This is a genomic window from Rhodopseudomonas pseudopalustris, assembly GCF_900110435.1.
In the GTDB taxonomy this organism is placed as follows: domain Bacteria; phylum Pseudomonadota; class Alphaproteobacteria; order Rhizobiales; family Xanthobacteraceae; genus Rhodopseudomonas; species Rhodopseudomonas pseudopalustris.
Genome location: NZ_FODT01000005.1, coordinates 1 through 20,019 on the forward strand (window position 1 = coordinate 1; position 20,019 = coordinate 20,019).

Consider the following 20,019-nt stretch of genomic DNA (forward strand, 5'->3'; position numbering starts at 1 on the left):
TCGCCAAGGTCAAGTTGCGAGGCCGCGACCGGGTCGACGCCGCCTTCAACCTGGCGCTGGCGGCCTACAATCTGATCCGCCTACCAAAGCTCCTGAGAGCAGCGGCGTGAAGCTCCCCAAGACAGCGAGGCCATCCGCACTCAAAGCTGAAGCCGTCGCATGTCGAACGACTGCAACCTTCAATCCCAATGAATGCAGGACTTCTTCAACAGTCTGCTAGCTTTGTAAGGCGTACTTCCGTTGTCTCTACAACGAGTATTGTCCAACAAGCTCAATCCCAAGCGTTTTACAGCTGCAACCCGTCAGGTTACCGAACATGATATTTTGTGAATGCACCCGTCCATTGGCAAGTCCGCCACATCTCGGCATGGTCAATGTTCAGCGATGCTCGATTCAGACTTATTAGAATGTGGATGGTAAAATGGCGCGCCTAGAGGATCTTCAGCCGAGTGCATCTGTTCGCGGCATTCTCCCTAGCGGACTAGCTTCCGTTGTCAGCGTGCAGTGGTTTGGATCAGAAGCGCTGGAACTGACGTACAAAGATGCGGCTGGCAAAGTCGCTAACGAATTACTCTATCGGTATGACGAGCCTCGCATCGAAATCGTCGAACAAGGGCAACCCTGGAGCTTTGATGGCGATGGCGCTTTATTTCGCCTCGTTTCAGAAGCCCAACGCATCCGCTTGGCTCATCTATTTGATCCAGTGTTAGCCGTTCACACGTCCGTTGTTGATCCGCTTCCCCACCAAATCACTGCGGTCTATGAATCGATGTTGCCTAGGCAACCTCTAAGGTTCCTGCTGGCCGACGATCCGGGCGCGGGCAAGACAATTATGGCTGGATTGTTGATGAAAGAGCTAATTGCGCGCGGCGATCTTCAGCGTTGTCTCGTCGTGTGCCCAGGAAGTTTGGCCGAGCAATGGCAGGACGAACTGTACAAACGTTTCAATCTGCCCTTCGAGATATTGACCAACGATAAGCTTGAGGCAGCCCGCACCGGAAACTGGTTTCTTGAAACAAATCTCGTCATCGCCAGGCTCGACAAACTTTCACGAAACGAAGATGTTCAACTGAAATTGCAGGCGCCTGATTGCGGCTGGGACCTGGTGGTCTGCGACGAGGCTCATAAGCTCTCGGCAACCTTCTTCGGCGGCGAGGTCAAATACACAAAGCGTTACCGGCTTGCTCAACTTCTTTCATCACTGACACGGCACTTTCTGTTGATGACTGCAACTCCCCATAACGGAAAGGAAGAAGACTTCCAACTCTTTATGGCGTTGCTCGATGGGGACAGGTTTGAGGGCAAGTTTCGCGACGGTGTTCATGCTGCGGACGTATCCGATCTCATGCGCCGGATGGTGAAGGAAAACCTGCTCAAGTTCGATGCAACGCCGCTCTTTCCGGAACGCATCGCCTATACCGTTCCGTACAAGCTGTCTGATCACGAAGAGGCGCTCTATAAGGCGGTAACCGACTATGTACGTGAGGAATTCAATCGAGCTGAAGCACTTGAAAACGACAAGCGCGCCGGAACAGTTGGATTTGCACTGACCATCTTGCAGCGCCGACTAGCGTCTTCACCAGAAGCTATTTATCAATCCCTACGCCGCCGCCGCGAACGTCTCGAAAGCCGGTTGAGCGAGCTGGAAACCCTTCAGCGCGGGGGCCACGCTCTGGCGGCGATGAGCTCAAGTTCGGCAGCGCTAGATGCTGATGACGTGGAGGATCTCGAAGACGCGCCCGAGAATGAAATCGAGGAAGCCGAAGAGCAAGTTCTTGATGAGGCGACAGCAGCGCGCAGCATGGCGGAACTCCGCGTTGAGATCGAAACGCTGAAACGCCTAGAAGCAATGGCGCTCTCGATCCGGCGCAGCGGAGACGATAAGAAGTGGCGCGAGCTTTCTTCCCTCCTTACTGAAATCTTTACGACCGCCGCAATATCGAACCAGCTTGCCGAAGATCAAGAGCCTTACAATGCTGGCAGACCAGAAATTCCCAGACCAGTTCCGTCGCCTCACCAGAAGCTAGTTATATTCACTGAGCATCGCGATACGCTGAATTATCTTGAAACGCGCATCGCCACGCTTCTTGGCCGCCGCAGCGCGATTGTTATGATCCACGGCGGAATGGGTCGCGAAGATCGCCTGAAGGCACAAGAGGCCTTTAGACACGATCCCGAGGTTCAAGTGCTTCTTGCAACAGACGCCGCAGGGGAGGGCATTAACCTTCAGCGCGCGCATCTCATGGTCAATTACGATTTGCCCTGGAATCCCAACCGGCTGGAGCAACGTTTTGGACGCATCCACCGCATTGGTCAGACCGAGGTCTGTCACCTTTGGAACTTGGTCGCAGAAGGCACGCGCGAAGGAGACGTTTACCGGAAGCTTCTCGAAAAGCTTGAACAGGCTAGGCAGTCCCTTGGGGGACAGGTATTCGATGTGCTCGGCAAACTCCATTTCGAGGGACGCCCGCTCAGAGAACTTCTGATTGATGCCATCCGGTACGGCGAGCAACCTGACGTGCGTGCGCGACTGAGTCGCGTTGTCGAGAACGCCTTCGACAAGGAAGCGATACAGGACATGCTGGAGGAACGCGCGCTGGCACACGATGCGATGGACGCCAGCCGAGTTTATCGTATCCGCGAAGAAATGGAGCGCGCTGAGGCTAGACGCCTCCAACCACACTACATTGAATCGTTCTTCCTGGAAGCCTTTCAGCGCCTTGGCGGCACCGTCAAGAAGCGTGAACCGAGTCGTTTTGAAATCACCAACGTGCCGGCCCCCATCAGGAACCGAGACCGGCTGATAGGCATTCGTGAGCCCGTCCTCCCAAGATATGAGCGCATCGCATTCGAAAAAGGCCTGATCGCTCCCCCCGGACAACCTCTCGCGGCCTTCATTTGCCCCGGGCACCCCTTGCTCGATGCCGCCATAGATCTGACTCTCGAACGTCACCGCGACTTGATGCGCCGTGGAACGATCCTTGTCGATGAGCGAGATTCGAGCACCACTCCGCGGGTCTTGCTCTATTTGGAGCACGCCCTTCAGGATGCCAGTCTCACCAAGAGCGGAGAGAGACGCGTTGTCTCAAAGCGGTTGCTGTTCGTTGAAATTGACCAGAGTGGTTCCGCCCGGCACTTGAACTACGCCCCTTACCTCGATTATCGCCCCCTCAACGACGGCGAGCCGGGTCTTGAAAAAATTCTAGCGCGGCCCGAGTGCCAGTGGATTAGCCGAGATTTGGAAGTGCGCGCCCAGGGCTACGCGATCGCTCACGTTGTTCCCGAGCACGTAACAGAGGTCCGGACGCGTAAACTAGAGCTTCTCGATAAGACAGAGGCAGCCGTCAAGGACCGGCTCACCAAAGAAATCAATTACTGGGACTTTCGCGCGGAGCAACTTAAAGAGCAGGAAGCCGCCGGCAAGGTCAACGCACGCGTCAATTCCGGCGAAGCACGTAAGCGCGCAGATAATCTTCAGGGTCGGCTGGAGAAGCGGATGGATGAGATCAAGCGCGAACGCCAGATTTCACCGTTGCCGCCCGTTGTGCTTGGAGGCCTATTGGTCATACCCGGCGGGCTCATTGCAGCAATGGAGGGAGCTGCAATTTCAAGGGTTTCTTCGCCTGTTGACACACAGGCTGCCGCCGCTCGGGCCCGGGAAATCATTATGGAAATCGAGCGCGGACTTGGCTTCATTCCGGTCGACCGAGAGTTTGACAAGCTTGGCTACGACATCGAAAGCGCCATTCCCAATACAGGCCGCCTCCGCTTCCTTGAAGTGAAGGGGCGCGTGTCGGGTGCCGCGACAATAACGGTTACGCGGAACGAAATTCTCTATTCTCTCAACAAGCCGGACGACTTTATCCTCGCCATCGTTGAATTCTTCGATGGTGGAACGCACAAAGTTCACTACGTTCGCCGCCCATTTCAACGCGAGCCGGATTTCGGCGCTGCGAGCGTGAATTATGAGTTCAAGGAGCTGTTGGCCGCCGCGGAGCACCCTAGATGAGTGCGCAACCGGCTTACTTCGAGGCCATCAGAAAGAAGGCTGCAAGTCGATGGGACCAGCTAGAACAAGACCCGGAATTGGCCGGGCCGTGGTATCAGCTCTTCAGTCAGGTTCAAAGCCCTCGGCATATACTCTCTGAACTTCTCCAGAACGCCGATGACGCTGGTGCGAGCGAAGCATCCGTTCGAATTGAGGATGATGCGTTCGTTTTCGAGCACAACGGCGAGGATTTTGCGCCCGAGCATTTTGCTTCACTTTGTGGGTTTGGCTATTCCAACAAACGTGCGCTGCACACAATCGGGTTTCGGGGGATCGGATTCAAGAGCACGTTCAGTCTCGGCGAGACTGTGGAGCTCTTTACGCCGTCTCTCGCCGTTTGTTTTCAGCGGCGGCGTTTCACCGAGCCGCACTGGCTTTTAGAGAAGGCCGCCACGGGAAATCTGACACGGATCCGGGTCAGGCTCAGCGATCAAAAGCGCAGAAAGGAAGTTGAAAAAAATCTTGATGAATGGCTCAAGAGCCCCGTCTCCCTTCTCTTCTTCCGGAACGTACGATGCATCCATATAGCGGGGAGCGAGGTCCGCTGGGGGAGCCTAGGTCCAGGCCCGATTCCCGACAGCGAGTGGATGGCCCTATACGATAAGCAAGATGACGCCTATTTGCTTGTCCGTTCGCCCGATGAACCGTTTCCTGCGGACGCGCTTGCAGAGATTCAGCAAGAGCGCATGGTTGGAAGCGGCGACAGCTCAGAGTTCCCCCCGTGCAAGGTTGAGATCGTTCTTGGAGCCAAGGGCCGACTATATGTCGTGCTCCCGACCGGAGTTGAGACCGGTTTGCCATTTGCATGCAACGCGCCCTTTATCCAGGACCCTGCTCGCGTCAAAATCAAAGACCCTGAGATTTCACCGACCAATCGATGGCTGCTTGAACGAGCTGGCAAGCTGGCCGCTTCTGCAATGCTCACGTGGGTCAGAGATGCAGACGCATCGATCGCCGAGCGCTCGCGTGCTTACCGCTTGCTGCCAGATGTCAATCGGGAGGATAACTCGCTTGAAGGTGTGTGCGGCACCGCTGTCGAAGAATCCTTTGCCGCGGCGATTGAGGGCGTCTCATTTCTATTGAGCGAAGATGGAAGCCTTGTACCGCAAGGCGATTGTACAGCCATTCCGGGCCCTCTCTTTGATGTCTGGTCCCCAAAGCAAGCGGTGTCTCTGCTTGATGAAACTGGCCGTCCGGTTCTCGCCCGGCATGTGGAAATCGGCGACCGGCAGAAAATGGTTCGCTGGGGTCTGGTCGAGGAAATTGACAAGCAAAAGCTTCTCACAATCCTCAAGAGCAAGCATCTGCCAAGGCCTGACACCTGGCGACAACTAATGAACCTGTGGGCCTATATCACACCAGATATTGCTGGTTATCGCTACTTTGCAAATCCAGAAGACGTTCGCATTGTCCCTGTTCAGGGCAAGGATGTGCTCTATGCCGCTAGTGAAGTTGTGCGCCTCGGCGAAAAGAAGCTTCTGCAGTCGGACGACGATTGGGAGTTCTTGGCGTCACATTTGCTTGTCCTGAATCAAAACTGGCCGCGCTTTCTTGCCGAAGAACGCCGCAATGCGGTGGAAAAATCGGACGCCTTGACGCGAGAAGCCGTCGAACGGACCTATAACGTCCTAAAGACAATCGGGCTCGACGACACCAGCGACGTGAACAGAGTAATCGATCAGGTCGCGCAGGGAGTGTTTGCCGAGAAAAGCGTTCCCCTGAAGGGCTGCGTTCAGCTGGCGCAAATTGCGGCGAAGCTTGGCACCAGCGTCACGGAGGCGTTTCGTTTCGCAACGAGAGACAGGCGGCTCAGGGCTATAAGCTCGCCAATTTACTTTGACGAAGATGGAAAGCTCGAAGATCTCCTGCCCGATGAGCAACTTGAAACAAACGTTCTCCATCCAGACTACACGTCGACATTTCATTCATGTTCGAGTGAAGACTGGCAGAGATGGGTTGCTTCCGGCCGCGCCGGGCTGCTTACGTTCGTTCCACTGGTCCAGAGCGATATGCGCCTTTTTGGAAAACGCGCAATTGAACAAGAAGCCCGCAAACGCGGCCACCATGCCGAGATGAACTATCCATACGTTACTCATGAATTCATCATTGAAGATTGGGATTTCGAGAGTGATGTATGGAGCCATTGGCGTAAACTTGCTTCGCAAGATGAAGTGCTGTGGTGCAAAGTTGTAGATCGCCTGATCGCGCAGCGCGATTCTTATTGGAGTTCAGCCAAGAGCGCCCGTTTCCTTCAGGTTGCAACCACGGGCCGAAGACAATCCATCACGCATCTTCAGGCTATGCCGTCATGGTGCCTTCGCCTTCGAGAGTTGCCATGCCTATCTGATAGCCGGGGTTTTCGCCGCCGACCCGACGAGCTTCTGAGACGCACGCACCAAACAGAAGCGCTGATGGATGTCGAACCATTTGTTCACGCACTCCTTGATCGGGAGACAACGCGTCCTTTGCTCGATCTGCTGGGAGTTCGGAGCACGCCGACCGGACCCGATGGGATGTTGGACCGCTTGCGCGCAATTTCTAAGGCCGAAAGGCCTCCGATCCATGAAGTCGATAAGTGGTATCGTCGCCTTGACCAGTTGATCGAAACATGCTCCTCGACGGACCTTTACAGGATTAGGCAGGCCTTCCGGACGGAGGCGCTGATCTTCACGCAGGAAGGCGCATGGACGAGTGCCACTGCCGTTTTTCTTTCGTCCAATGATGATGACGTTCCTGAGGCCGCTGTCATACGACAGTCGGTCACCGATCTCACGCTTTGGCGAAAGATAGGAATTGCCGAACGGCCGACAGCTGAACTCGCCATTGCATGGCTGGAGACGCTGCCTTCCGGCAAAGTACTCTCTCAAGAAGATGCACGGCGCGTGGGAGCCTTGTTGGTCCGATACCCGATCCGAATATTAGATGAATGCAAGCATTGGCTGAGCCTTGCGGGGGGATGGGTTCCGTTTGAACAACTGTCCTACGCGCTCACTATGCAATCCCTGACCGCCTGGAGCCATTTGCATCAATGGGTAAAGGTAAAAACGGCAGACTTCCGCCGTTTGCCTGTGGAGGTGACCAGCAACGCTCCATTTTCTGAGCTTCCCTCTCTCGTAAGCCGCGTCGAAGAACGCCTTCACCGCGAACTGTTCCCATGCGCTGCGCCAGAGCACAAAGAATGGCTTGCCGTGCTTGGCGAAGAGTTGCTCCGGGTAGAATTGGAGCGGGACGACGAGACCCAACGGGTTCGCGCATTGGCGGTTGCCCTTGCCGAAACCCAATGGCATACGAAAGATGAATTGGAGATCATTCCCTACATCGGCGGCACGCCTGCGGGAACGCCCCGAAAGGCTGATGTGGTTTGGCTTGGTCGCGCATTGTATGTCGGTAACCAGCCGCTGGCGAAGCTCGCACGACGCGTTCCCGAAGAGGTTGGAAAAGCCTTCGGCCGTCCGGACATTAAGGCTGCTCTAGACTACAGCTTTGAACGATCTCCTCCGGATATACGCGACTACCTCCAAGAAAATTTCATTCTGGCACCCCGCGCCGCAGAGCCAGCAGATCCTGTAAACCCGTTAGACGACCAGCAGCCTGAGCGTCCAAGGCCGGACTTACATCTTGAGCCGCCTACTGAAGCCGCGAACACGAACCAGCTCGACAATGAGAACGTTATTGTTGAATTCAATGGTGGCGAGGAGCCCTTCTCAGAAAAAGAGGGCGATGCGTTGGCGAGCGACACTGTAGCGGAGACGCCTGAGTTGCGTCCGCGACACGCGCCAAAACCGGCCAGGCCGAGCCTGATTGAGCGCTTCGCTAAGGCCGAAGGGTTCAAGAAAGATGGAGAAGAGCGTTTCTTTCATGAAAACGGAAGCTGGATCGGTCGAGCCGAAGGTTCGATTTTCCCCTGGGAACTACGGAATCGCTCAGGTGACTTGGTTCGAACCTATCTCCCGATACCGTGGTGTCTTGAGCGCGACCCTTTGGAGATCAAAGCTGAAGTTTGGGGATTGCTAAATCAGCACCCAAACACTTACTCGCTGATCGCAACACGCCCTGACGACTCACCCACCGAACTCACCGGAAACGCGCTGTTGGAATTGCTCCGCGCTGGTAGGGTGAACCTGTTTCCTGCGACTTATAGGCTAGTTCATGACGCTGCAGAATAAGATCAATAAGAAGCTGATTGAGGTGGCATTGCCGCTTGAGGCCATCAACATAGCCTCAGCACGCGAGAAATCCATCCGGCATGGGCACCCGTCGACGCTGCATTTATGGTGGGCGCGACGTCCGCTAGCTGCAGCCCGCGCCGTCATCTTCGCTCAAATGGTCGATGACCCAACTGCTTATGTGGATACTCTTCTTGGAGAGCCGACAACGAAGCGTGCAGCACAACGTGAATTGAAGAAACGTTTAGAGCTTTGGCAAAAGAGAACATCCGCTTTTCAGGCTGCGACAGGAGGGGAGGTTGTTGCGGTACCAGAGCCTGGACCGAAGCCGACACTTGAGGACTGCGCGGCTGACATCGAACGCGAGCGGCTATTCGGAATCATCGAACAATTAGTCAAATGGGAAAGTACGACGAACGAAGTTGTACTCGATCGCGCCCGCGCCGAGATCTGGCAAAGTTGGCGAAGGACGTGCGCTGCAAATGCTGATCATCCTCGCGCGAAAGAACTATTCGATCGCAATAGGTTGCCAGCATTTCATGATCCTTTTGCAGGTGGGGGAGCTTTGCCATTGGAGGCGCAAAGGCTTGGCCTGGAGAGCTATGCAACGGACCTGAATCCAGTCGCCGTAATGATCAACAAAGCTATGATCGAAGTTCCTCCAAAATTCTCCGGAAATCCCGCTGTCAACCCGGAAGCGAGGAAGGAAGCAAAGCATGGGGAGTTGCGCAACTGGCAAGGCGCACAGGGACTTGCGGAGGACGTGCGATACTATGGTCGCTGGATGCGCGAAGAAGCAGAAAAACGGATTGGTCATCTCTATCCCAAGATTGAAGTTTCGGCAAAAATGGCGGCCGTAAGGCCCGACCTCAAGGTATTTGTAGGAAGCAAACTTACTGTAGTCGCTTGGCTTTGGGCGCGAACGGTGAAGAGTCCGAATCCGGCTTTTGCAAATATAGACGTGCCGCTTGTATCCAGTTTCATCTTGTCACCAATGACCGGGAAGGAAGTCTTCATTGAACCAGTAATTCATGGCGACAGCTACACCTTCGTAGTAAAAGTCGGAAAGCCTAAAGATGCCGACGAAACGAAGCTTGGTACAAGTGCCGGAAAGCGTGCGGCATTCCGTTGTATTATGTCAGACGTCCCAATTGGATACGATTACATTCGAGCCGAAGGCAAGGCGGGCCGAATGGGCACCCGGCTCTTAGCTGTGGTTGCGGAGGGCGACAGAGGTCGCGTCTATCTTTCCCCAACGGACGACGTAGAGGCTATCGCCCGATCGGCCGTCCCAACTTGGCGACCTGAAGTCGATTTGCCTATCAATCCCCGTGACTTCAAGACGCCAAATTACGGACTAGATACCTTTGCGGATTTGTTCACTCCACGTCAGCTTGTCGCGCTAACGACATTTTCGGATTTGGTCCGCGAGGCACGGGCACTAGCCTTGGTTGATGCTCAAGCAGTAGCGTTGTCAGAAGACAATAGATCGCTTGCAGAAGATGGTGTCGGCGCGGCCGCCTACGCGGACGCAATCTCCATTTATCTCGGGTTTCTCGTAAGCAAGCTCGCGGACAAAGGGTCGACTCTTTGCACGTGGGATGCAGGTCCTTCATCCAACAAGACGGCGTCCGGTCGGTCTGCACGCGTTGCAACTGTACGTGTCACGTTCGGTCGGCAGGCTCTTCCAATGGCGTGGGATTTTGCTGAGGTCAATTTCTTCAGTGATTCCGTTGGCAGTACTGATACCGTTCTTAAAACCCTTTGCGTGCCGCTGGATTATTTTTCGCGAAGTGCGCGTGTCGGCTACGCTAACCAGGCTGATGCACAGAGGCAGCGTGTCAGTCAGTCGAAGGTAATTTCGACCGACCCCCCTTACTATGACAACATTGGATATGCTGATCTTTCGGATTTTTTCTATCTTTGGTTACGCCGCACGCTCCAGCCTGTCTTTCCCGATCTCTTCAGCACACTTGCCGTTCCGAAAGAACAAGAGTTGGTCGCGACGCCATATCGCCACGGTAGTAAAGAAAAGGCCGAAGCGTTCTTCTTAGAGGGAATGACGCAGGCTATGAACGGGCTTTCGACTCAGGCCCACCCAGCTTTTCCGACGACGATATATTACGCCTTCAAACAATCTGAAACAGATGGAGCTGACGGTACAGCCAGCACTGGGTGGGAGACGTTCCTCGACGCGGTGATTCGTGCCGGGTTTGAACTAACCGGTACATGGCCCGTTCGAACTGAACTCGCAAATCGAATGATTGGATCAGGCAGCAACGCGCTGGCGTCAAGCATTGTGCTCGTGTGCCGTCCGCGTTCCCTAAGTGCAACTACTGCAACCCGACGTGAGTTTATGAACGCATTGAAAGCAGAACTTCCAACTGCGTTGGCCCACCTCCAGCGCGGAAACATAGCACCCGTCGATCTAGCACAAGCATCGATCGGACCAGGCATGGCTGTCTATACGCGCTATGCGAAAGTAGTCGACGCGGAGGGTAATATTGTCACCGTGCGTGAAGCGCTCGCACTGATCAATCAAACTCTCGATGAGGTGCTTGCCGAGCAGGAAGGTGATTTTGATGCTGATAGTCGATGGGCCGTCGCGTGGTTTGAGCAGATGGGGTTTGCCGAAGGTGATTTCGGAATCGCAGATGTGCTCGCGCGAGCCAAAGTGACGGCTGTTGCCGCGCTTGCACAGGACGGGTTTGTCGTCTCCAAAGGTGGCAAAGTGAGATTGCTAAGACCTTCCGAGCTCTCAACCGATTGGGACCCTGCTACCGACGATCGGTTAACAGTCTGGGAAATGGTTCACCACCTGATCCAAGTCTTGGAGTCGAGCGGTGAGACGGCCGCAGGAGAGCTCGTTGCGAAGCTCGGAGCAAAAGCGGAGGTTGCGCGTGAACTTGCTTATCGTCTTTACACAATATGTGAGCGAAAGAAACGGTCGCCAGAGGCGCTTGCATACAATGCCCTCGTTCAAAGCTGGCCAGAAATCAACCGGCTAGCGCGGGATAGTGCGGTAGCCACGGGCGAGGCCTCCGCTCAATCCGAAATGTTTGGGAGGGCCTAGTCATGGCAGTTACGAATCAGGAACGCGTCGGAAAGGCTCTTGATCTCCTCAAGGCGGGACTTCGGCCCTTTGTCGAACGCGAGATGAATTCGAAGTTTGGTGCAAAGTGGCCTTCGGAAGCGCAGGACATTTTGCGCGATACGCGCCTCGGCACCAGCAAGGGAGACGTGCTCCAGGACGTTTCGGTTCAGCTTGTGATCATGGATCGGAAGTGGGCGGATGTATTCCGCAACACCCTTGGGAAAGCAGAGCGCAGTCTCATCAATGAATTGATTGATATTCGCAACCGCTGGGCCCACCAACAGCCGTTTACAAGCGATGATGCTGACCGTGCGCTCGATTCCATGGCGCGATTGCTAACGGCGATCTCTGCTCCTGAAGCCGACGAAATCGGCAAGATGAAAATGGAGCTGCGGCGACTTATCTTCGACGAGCAGATGCGCTCCGAGCGCCGCAAGGGAGCCGGGACCGCTATTGAAAGCCAGGTTACCGGCAGCCTTAAGCCATGGCGCGAGGTCGTGAATCCGCACAAGGATGTGGCCAGCGGACGTTACCAGCAAGCCGAGTTCGCCGCCGATTTGTGGCAGGTTCATATTGGCGAAGGATCGGACGAATATCGCAACCCGGTTGAATTCTTTCGGCGGACTTATCTCACTCATAGCTTAAAGGAGCTTCTTGCAGGCGCGATGCGGCGCTTGACGGGTAATGGCGGTGACCCGGTTGTTCAGCTTCAGACAAACTTTGGTGGCGGCAAGACGCATTCAATGCTGGCGCTTTATCACCTGTTCTCGGGGACCAAGCCAGGTGACCTTGCGGGGATCGATCCGGTTCTGGCAGACGCGGGCATCGGGAAGCTGCCCGAACACGTGAAGCGCGTGGTGCTTGTCGGCAATAAGATTTCGCCGGGTAATCCGTCGGTAAAAGCGGATGGCACGATCGTCAAGACTTTGTGGGGTGAATTGGCATGGCAATTGGGCGGCAAACCTGCCTTTGATAAAGTTCGCGCTGACGACGAGCGGGCTACCAGTCCCGGGGATACTCTCCGGGAACTGATGAATGCCTATGGCCCTTGCCTCATTTTGATTGACGAGTGGGTGGCCTACGCGCGCCAACTTCACGACGATTCCGATCTCCCGGCCGGGAGCTTCGAAACGCATTTCTCGTTCGCACAAGCGCTGACCGAGTCCGCCAAGCTTGCCAACCACTGCCTCTTGGTTATCAGTCTGCCGTCATCGGACACCGCCATATCCCCACATGCACAAGGCGACGACGAGGAAGTTGGAGGCGCGCGCGGGCGCGCAGCACTCGCCCGCCTTCGCAATGTGATCGGGCGAGTTGAGTCGTCCTGGGCGCCAGCCAGCACCGAGGAAGGATTCGAAATTGTCCGCCGCCGGTTGTTTGAGCCTTTGATCGAAAAGGTTCAATTCGTCGCTCGTGACAGCATTGCGCGATCATTTTTTGATCTGTACCGGACGCAACATCAGGAATTCCCGCCGGAGTGCCGCGATTCAGACTATGAGAACCGGCTGAAGGCCGCTTACCCAATTCACCCCGAAGTCTTCGACCGCCTCTATACGGATTGGTCGACCCTTGTGAAGTTTCAGCGAACACGCGGCGTCCTTCGGCTTATGGCGGCTGTCATCCACAGTCTTTGGGAAAAGGGCGATCGCAATCCCCTAATCATGCCCTCGAACATACCCATTGACGACCCACGCGTTCGCGACGAGTTGACCCGGTACTTGCCCGATCAGTGGAAACCCATCATCGAAAAAGACGTTGACGGGCCGAATGCCTTGCCGTTGCGGATCGACGGCGAAGTACCAAACCTCGGCAAATTTGCTGCGTGCAGGCGTGTTGCGAGGACCATTTACTTAGGATCAGCCCCTACTTCAAAAGCTGCCAACCGCGGCGTCGAGGATCGGCGTATCAAGCTTGGCTGCGTGATGCCGGGTGAATCACCCGCTGTGTTTGGCGATGCCTTGCGGCGCTTGAGTTCGTCCGCGACGTTCCTATACCAAGATGGCGCTCGTTATTGGTATTCGACGCAGCCGACTGTGACAAAGCTGGCTGAAGATCGCGCAGAACAGCTAAAACGTAATACCGATCCGGTCGTAGCAGCGATTGAAGAGCGGCTGCGAACTGACTTACGGGTAACCGGGGATTTCCGCCGCATTCACCCCGTTCCGCACTCCGGTGCCGACGTGCCCGATGATATGGAGGCACGGCTTGTCGTGTTGGGGATCGATCACCCCTACAGCAAGGACGCTGCCAACAAGGCCCAAGCTGCAGCGATTGAGATCCTTCAACAGCGCGGTAGCGGACCCCGTATTTTCCAGAACTCACTGGTATTTTTGGCGATCGATCAAACTCGCCTGCAAGACCTCGATGAGTCGGTCCGGCGATATCTCGCCTGGTCCTCCGTACTCGATGAGAAGGATGGCCTCAACCTCGATCCCCACCAGGTTAAGCAGGCCGAGACACAGTTGAAAGCGGCGGACGGAGCAGTGGTCGCGCGGCTTCCCGAAGCCTATCAGTGGCTCCTCGTTCCCGTGCAGCGCACGCCGCAGGACCCATTGCAATGGCAAACCTTCCGTTTGACTGGACAGGATGGCCTTGCCGTGCGCGCAAGCAAGAAACTTCGCAGCGAGGAATTATTTGTTCCATCATTGGCAGGCACACGGCTCCGGATGGAACTCGACCGCGTTCCGCTGTGGCGGGGAAATCATGTTCCAGTGAAACAGCTAGCGGAGGACTTTACGCGCTATGTCTATCTGCCACGCCTGCGTGACCCGGCTGTCCTTACATCTGCAATTCAGGACGGGCTTGGCCTGCTTCTTTGGTACCAAGAGTCGTTCGCTTACGCGGATGGATTTGACGAAGCGACCGGGCGGTATCGTGGCTTACGTTGCGGCCAGCGTGTCGATGTATTTCATGATACCGGCGACGGCTTAATTGTTCGAGCAGACGTCGCGCTTAAGCAACAAGAAGCAGACGTTGCAAGCGCAAGACCCCCAACCAGCACCGGAGTGGGGGCAGCCGGAGCGCTGAACAAGGACAGGGAAGCCGATCCCGGCGTCCAAACCACAGGCGCGGGTATCTCGCCCACGATGCCTTTGAAACCGCAGCGCTATTTTGGAACTGTGGCTCTAGATGCCTCCCGGGTTGGACGAGATGCGGGTCGTATTGCTGAAGAGGTCATCGCACACCTTTCGGGGCTAGTGGGATCTGAGGTAACAGTTACTTTGGAGATTGAAGCGAGAGTGCAGGGCGGCGTCCCGGACAACGTTGTGCGAACGGTCACAGAAAACAGTCGCACATTGAAATTCAAAAACCACGGATTTGAGAGCGAATGAGGCTGGCACGTCTGCCTTCAGTCTTGTGCGCCGGTCTGCTCGAAGCCGACAACCAGACGATCTCTAGGTACGTCGGCCAAATATCAAACTTGATCGTGGGCACTGTGAAACGGTCGGCCTTCTCATGGCAACGCCCTCGTGACAAGCAGGTTTGCCATGCTTCTCTAGGAGCAAACACTTTCACTTGCGCAGAGACTTGTGCTGCAAAGAGGTCGGGATTGAGATTTGTCTCGTGAAGAGCCGCGGCGAATGTGGATGTTAGGTCGGCCTGATCTTCGATCCGTCTGCAACACCGTGGTGCGACCTGCAATTCACTCGACCGACCCGTCCTCACGCTTACCGGTCGCGATGATGCGAAGGGATGCATCGGGCAGGGGCCGTTGCAGCTTCGGGATGTCTGCCGCCGGAGCTGTGAGCCATGCGTCGATTTCGACCTCGGTGCGAAGGATGACCGGCATAGCTTTGGGATGCACCGCGCCAACCTCTGCATTTGCATCTGTGGTCAGGAAGCCAAACAACTGATGTTCGCCTTCAACCGGATTGGCCTTGGTACCACGCGTACCGTTCCACGGCGTCCAGATTCCGGCAAAGACCGCGAGCGGACGCCTCTCGTCGAAGGCGAACCAGCTTGGCGTCTTCTTGGGTTTGGTGTCCGCGTATTCGCAGAACGACGTGAACGGCACGACACAGCGGTTCGCCGGGTTGAGCCAGCGCCGCCAATGCAGGCTTTTGACGTTACGGATGTTCGTGACTGGCGCACCGCCAAATTGCGGGGGACCCGGCATCCCCCATCGCGCCATCGCCAGTTCGCGTACGCCGTCGGTGGCGTTGCGCACCACCGGAGCCAGATAGTCCGGAAATACGCCGGGGAAAACCGGAAGATTGCCAGTGATGTCCCGCATGGCGCGCGTCAGGGCAATGATCGCGGCCTGTCCCTTGGTAAGGCTGTAGAGATTGCACATGCGGCCATTGTAGGCGAAGCCCAAATGCTTAGGACAGCATTACCGTTCAAAAGCTGTCCCCTTGCGAGGCGGAATTCTGGTTCCTATATTAACAACAACAGCTTCGGGGGTGGGTGTCGGCGCAAATCCGACCACATGGTTTGTTGCGGTCGCCTTTCTGACAATGGTTCGCTTTTGGATCGACAACAGAAAGGAGGCCTCTATGAGAACAACGAAAACTTGCCGCAAGGCGCATGTGAAACTTGGTTTACTTCGAACAATGCTCGCTTTTAGTGAAACGCTATGGGCGATCGCAACGAACGTAGTGGCTGGGTTTGTGACCCCTCCCATCCATTGGAAAGGCGCTCCCGGTAACGGTTGAGCGCCTTTTCCATCTTGGGCGCACGTTCTCCCCTGCGGCAGGCTGTCATGGCCGCGGCACATTTCGGTAGTCTGCCGGGCATTCGAGTAGGCAGGCTCAAGGCCGTTGAACCCGGTAGTCGGCCTGCGGGACCTGTTTTCGCAGCTCCCAATCTGGAAAGATGAGCTTGCCTTCCTTCCTCAGACGAGCCGTAATCCTGTTTACGTCAGTCTTCCTCACAACGCATTGCGCGAGAATCAGCGGCCAAAGCTTCTTGTAAAGAATTGCATTGGGTGCGGTCGGAGTGAATTCCAGAAGCAGTAATTCCGCCTTGCTGCGATGCTCTGCAAGAAGTGGCGCAACTTCTTCGGAGTTCATATCGTTCAGCGACTGGAATAGTTCAGTTTGTCCAGTCTTTTGCTCAGCGTGGTCTATCTTAGTAAGCCCGCGGGTGATGGATTGTGTCTCCAACGCCTTCACTTGGCAATCGCGGAATACTTCGAGGCCCGTCTCATGTCGCGTTGCATAGAATAGGCAATATAACGCTCGGTCCTTAAGCGGCCTTAGAATTGTGGTCTCGCAAACATGGGCATAGCCTCCCGCCTTCTTCAGGCATTCGCTGAACGTATCGGTCAGGATTGCCTTCCGTTCCTCGGCGTTATGCGCCCCGTCCAACCGGGTGCGCCAGTCGCCAGATGGGATGAGTTCATCCAATCCAGCAACGATGTTTGCATCCTTCATACTTGCAGCACGGTTGATAAATTCAAACATAAAATTGAAAATGATTTCCGATTTCGGCCGTGTCAGCAACGGTTGCAATTTTTTTAGCGGGATGTGCCAACCTTTCGGATCAATCAGGAAGAAGGCAAACGCATCGTGCGGTATGTCTTTTAAGATAGTCGGAATTAGTTCGATGAAGTCTCCCTTGTAAGGCTTGACTGCGATTTCAGGAAATTTGGAAGGGAGCGCCTGAAGCTTGCTGAACGCGGTTGAATTACGTTCGACAAGCAGGGCCGTCATCTGAACATCTCTTCCTCTTTCTTTCCAAGAAGCTTTTGCCCTGCGCAATTTGTCAAGGGCAATGCCGAAGGATGTGTCCTTAAAATCTTCGTTCGCGCTCTGCCACGGGCCTGCAAACCCGTCTACGTAAACGATTTTCGGATATGCGCTTGCTGTCTTGTGGATCAGGGCCTCAAGATATTGCTCAAGAAGTACGTGCTTTACGTAAGATTGCTCGCGCCCTTTGTAATCTTCAAAGGAAACCATGTTATTCCGCCGCAACGGCACAGCTTGAAGTGACTTTCGGAAACTGGTTCCACTTTCGCCCATCGAGGTTGCGGCCACCGGATTTTGGTCTAAAGCCGCCCCACTGCTTGAAAAAGAATGCGACACCGGATGCTGTGCATTGGTCGCGTATTTCGCGTACCCACTCAGCATCCATGGGCCGTGCCCGAGGGCCGCTTTCGCCGCCAACAATTACCCAGTCAATTCCTTGCAAATTGAGCTGCCCCACGGGAGCGATCAACGGTTCAAGCGACAGGAAACGCACACCGGCGGGACTTTCCCTCAAATGATCGATGCGTGATTTCCTTGAGCCGTCTTCCACCGATACGCCAAACCACATGTGCTTTGGCCCACGCGACGACCCGTAGCGTGTGCGCAGGAATTTGCGCATGATCGAGGAGCGCTTCGTCAGGATCTGAAATGTGTGCCATTGCGCTCGCTCCATCGTGTCGAACACGCGCGAAACAAACTCGGTAGGGATCTCTTTGTGAAAGAGATCGCTCATCGAATTCACGAATATCATTCGCGGAGTTCGCCAGCGAAGCGGCTGATCCAAACGCTCCGGACGTAAAGTGAGATCGAAGCCGCTCTCGAATGGATGGCCCGGCACGTTACGGAAACGCTCGGAGAAGCGTTCCGCATAGCAGTTGTCGCAGCCAGCACTTATCTTTGTGCAACCCGTGACAGGATTCCACGTCGCGTCAGTCCACTCAATTGCAGTTGCGTCGGCCATGCCCAACTCTAGAACAAATAAAGAACATAGCACAGGGGAATTTATCCCCCAAGCCAAAAATCCCAGTCGCAACGAATAGGGCAAAGGAAGCGTGGGAGAAAGGTGGGGCCTTTCGCGCTGACTTGGAGGTCTGTCCTTTAGTGAGTCCGCTGAGATAGCCTTCGAAGCCTCTTGTCACACAGGTGGTTCAGGCCACTGGTATCCCGGCGATCGCCTGTTGCGTTTCTTGGGAGGAGCCTCCCAGCCGACTTTTTGCCAATCGTCACCTTGCCACCAACGCCACCAAACTGAATCGGAATCGGCTCTGAACTCAGTGAAGGTATGTCCGGTCGTGGGTGGGAGGACTTTTGCCTTGCGAAGGACGAACGAAATCATGCAATCGACTGAAAACTGATCAGCCGTGCGTCCGCTTGGCAGGGTTAGACTTGGGTTGTCGAAATGGATGAGGATTTGAACCGGTTTGCCGTCATAGAGAAAGCGCGTCATGCCAGCCCGGAATTTCGGGGAAGCCCGGAAATGCCCGAGCCGATCAAAGATCGCCTCTTCGACCGCGTCGCTGATCAGCGGAAGATAGCGCGCCCGAAACAGCCCGTTGAGCCATGCCATGCGCGGCTCTCCGAAGGCCTCTTCCAGCGTCGGCATCGCCAGTTCGCTTGCGACGGCGGGAGCATGGGGCAGGGCGGCGGTTGCCACTATTCCGCCCAGACCCGCCAGGACCTTTCGCCGTGAGATGCTCATGCGTTTAAATACTGGCCCCAATAGGCCAGTTTGAAGCTGTAGAGCATCGGGGAGCGAAGCCAGTACCGGTCGTCCGATGGATCATGCCAACCGGCCTTTTTCCAGTCGTCACCGCGCCACCAGCAAATCCGCCATGGGTAGGGTTCCGGGACGCTGTCTTCAAATTCAGGATCGATCATCTCAAATCGATGAAAGACCATGATAAGGCTTTCCTCGATCTTCGCTTGAACATAGCGCTGACCGTCGGATGCCTCGATCAGGTCGTCAAAATCCACAAGCTGCTCGAATGGCGTGTCATGCAGCACAAACTGCACCCACTTGTCCCGAAAATCCTGTGACACGCGGAAGCGGTTGTGGTCGTCCAGCAAAGCGGTCTCATTGATCGAGTTGATGATCCTGTCGTCTTGCGCCCTGAACATCTCCCGCAGCGCGACCATTCTCTTCGGGCCAAGCAAGCCTTCGACCGAAGGGCGGGATGGTCTGTAGGACGCCATGGGAGTTGCGGGCAGTGCCGTGGACAGCGCCGCCGCGCCAAGGCCGGTTAAGACGGTTCGTCTTGATAGAGCTGACATCATGGCTCCTGCCGCTGACGCGGCCCTCCTGCCAGATCGTGCAATTCCTGCATGCTGATGTAGCGGCCAACCGGCGCGGGCAGGTTTGCCGGGCGTGACGGTGCTGCGCGCACAGGGCGCATGAGCGACAGCGCCCCGCTCGGGCCAAGCATTTGGTAAGATCGAAGGGGCTCGATCACAAATTCCTTGCGCGCCAGATCCATCACCCACCAGTCACGCGTCAGCAACAGCACAATGGGGTGGGGTGGTTTGGCCAGTTCGCCGACATAGCCTTGAACCACGGGGCCGAGGAATCTGCCGAACGCCGCTAGTAGCAGGGCGTAGGTTTGATGGTGTTCCGGCTCCGCCGGGCACAGCGCGTCCTCGCCGTCATTGAGCAGCTTTGCCAATGCATAACGGAATGACGGAGAGAGATTGAACCGGTCGTCTTCAGTGAACAGCTGTGGCGCATGGCCCCAATCGGCGTCGGTGGCCTTTGCCCCGATCCAGCCGAGCCGCAGCCGCCGCATGACGTCCGCCGGAAATATCGCTTCGATATCAAGGGGAGGCGGCGGCAGCGCCGCTCCCAATTCCGACGTCGAGGCGGCGAACAGCGCCGCCGTTTCCCAGTTTTCAGGCGCAGTTGTTCGTGTGAGGCCCGGCATATCGCCCCCCATCCATCTGAAACAAATTGGTATTTCGAAAAATCTGCGTCGTGCGCGGCACGTCCTGCCGAATGAATCCTACAGGGCTCTGGAATCTCCCGTAAAG

The 20,019-nt window shown here is 55.7% G+C and carries 10 protein-coding genes; 4 read left to right on the forward strand and 6 right to left on the reverse strand.

Going from position 1 to position 20,019, the window contains the following annotated elements; genetic code table 11:
• The first annotated feature begins 421 nt into the window (after positions 1-421).
• From BMY71_RS11060 to BMY71_RS11075, 4 genes are read left to right on the forward strand one after another with little or no spacing between them, the layout of a single operon-like run.
• Positions 422-4,009, forward strand: coding sequence for a helicase-related protein (locus BMY71_RS11060; protein WP_092683738.1), 3,588 nt, complete (start codon positions 422-424; stop codon positions 4,007-4,009).
• On the forward strand, positions 4,006-8,214 hold the full coding sequence (locus tag BMY71_RS11065) for a sacsin N-terminal ATP-binding-like domain-containing protein (protein ID WP_092683740.1): 4,209 nt from the start codon (positions 4,006-4,008) through the stop codon (positions 8,212-8,214). The genes BMY71_RS11060 and BMY71_RS11065 overlap by 4 nt, the downstream gene beginning before the upstream one ends.
• Entirely contained in the window at positions 8,198-11,287 is a 3,090-nt protein-coding gene (locus tag BMY71_RS11070; protein WP_092683741.1) for a DUF1156 domain-containing protein, read from the forward strand. Before BMY71_RS11065 ends, BMY71_RS11070 begins: the two co-directional genes overlap by 17 nt.
• Before the next feature lie 2 nt (positions 11,288-11,289).
• Positions 11,290-14,640: a Swt1 family HEPN domain-containing protein gene (locus BMY71_RS11075; RefSeq protein WP_092683743.1), complete on the forward strand. Its 3,351-nt coding sequence runs from the start codon at positions 11,290-11,292 to the stop codon at positions 14,638-14,640.
• A 311-nt stretch (positions 14,641-14,951) separates the two neighbouring features.
• Here the strand turns inward: BMY71_RS11075 and BMY71_RS11080 are convergent, their stop codons facing one another.
• The 6 genes from BMY71_RS11080 to BMY71_RS11105 form a co-directional block, all read right to left on the reverse strand.
• Entirely contained in the window at positions 14,952-15,602 is a 651-nt protein-coding gene (locus BMY71_RS11080; RefSeq protein ID WP_092684177.1) for an SOS response-associated peptidase, read from the reverse strand.
• Positions 15,603-16,059: 457 nt separating this feature from the next.
• Positions 16,060-17,208 carry a three-Cys-motif partner protein TcmP gene (tcmP, locus tag BMY71_RS11085; RefSeq protein WP_175557655.1) on the reverse strand — a complete coding sequence of 383 codons (1,149 nt, stop codon included), beginning with the start codon at positions 17,206-17,208 and terminating at the stop codon, positions 16,060-16,062.
• Position 17,209: 1 nt separating this feature from the next.
• Entirely contained in the window at positions 17,210-17,959 is a 750-nt protein-coding gene (locus tag BMY71_RS11090; RefSeq protein ID WP_092683747.1) for a DUF5131 family protein, read from the reverse strand.
• Positions 17,960-18,133: 174 nt separating this feature from the next.
• Positions 18,134-18,697, reverse strand: a complete 564-nt coding sequence (locus tag BMY71_RS24385) for a hypothetical protein (RefSeq protein WP_139202626.1) — start codon at positions 18,695-18,697, stop codon at positions 18,134-18,136.
• A complete protein-coding gene (locus BMY71_RS11100) occupies positions 18,694-19,269 on the reverse strand; it encodes a hypothetical protein (RefSeq protein WP_139202627.1) in 576 nt (191 codons plus the stop codon). The genes BMY71_RS24385 and BMY71_RS11100 overlap by 4 nt, the downstream gene beginning before the upstream one ends.
• Positions 19,269-19,913 (reverse strand): hypothetical protein, encoded by a 645-nt coding sequence (locus BMY71_RS11105; RefSeq protein WP_139202628.1) that lies wholly within the window; start codon positions 19,911-19,913, stop codon positions 19,269-19,271. The genes BMY71_RS11100 and BMY71_RS11105 overlap by 1 nt, the downstream gene beginning before the upstream one ends.
• Positions 19,914-20,019 lie beyond the last annotated feature (106 nt).